The sequence below is a fragment of the Neisseria sp. P0013.S005 genome (assembly GCF_051958425.1).
Taxonomy (GTDB): domain Bacteria; phylum Pseudomonadota; class Gammaproteobacteria; order Burkholderiales; family Neisseriaceae; genus Neisseria; species Neisseria subflava.
Genome location: NZ_JBQCVL010000038.1, coordinates 1 through 587, shown reverse-complemented (window position 1 = coordinate 587; position 587 = coordinate 1). Strand labels below are relative to the sequence as shown.

Here is a 587-nt window from a genome sequence, read left to right as displayed (position 1 = left end):
GGTTAACTGTTTGGAATATTTGAAATCAAACGATATTTGCGCTAATATGTCGTAAGCATTTGTGCGGGTATGGGATGGTGCCCTATCCGTATATGTGACAGTGTTTACAGAGTGGAATAAACCATTCGGTAGACTTCCTGACTGATTCAATCAAACACGTTATGGGAAAAATCTGATGAAGAAATTTTTATTTGGTGCATTTGCCGCCGTCTGTGCGGCGTTCTCTTTGGCTGCCGTGAACATCAATACCGCGTCTTCTGCCGAACTGGAGGCCTTGCCGGGTATCGGCCCGGCTAAGGCGAAATCGATTGTGGAATACCGTCAGAAGAACGGTGCGTTCAAATCGGTGGAGGAGCTGAAAAACGTGAAGGGCATCGGTGATGCGGTGCTGAACAAGTTGAAGGCGGAGGCGACGGTTTCTTCTGCCGCGCCTAAGGCCGCCCAGCCTGCCGTGAAAAAATAAGCCTGACGGTTAACTGCCGTAGACGCCGCCCCGAGGCCGAACCGTTTGCGGTTCGGGTTGACGGGCGGCTTTGTATGGGGCCGGGAATGAAGACCTGGACAAATGGAGACTTTACATTGGGTAA

Annotated in this window: 1 protein-coding gene; it reads left to right on the top strand. The window is 50.9% G+C overall.

All coding sequences use genetic code 11. The features are described 5' to 3' along the window. Nucleotides 1-175 precede the first annotated feature (175 nt). Nucleotides 176-463, top strand: a complete 288-nt coding sequence (locus tag ACTHTA_RS11385; protein WP_036472233.1) for a ComEA family DNA-binding protein — start codon at nt 176-178, stop codon at nt 461-463. Nucleotides 464-587 lie beyond the last annotated feature (124 nt).

Coding starts and splice junctions, on each gene's coding strand:
- ACTHTA_RS11385 (WP_036472233.1), top strand. CDS start 176: ATGAAGAAATTTTTATTTGGTGCATTTGCCGCCGTCTGTGCGGCGTTC.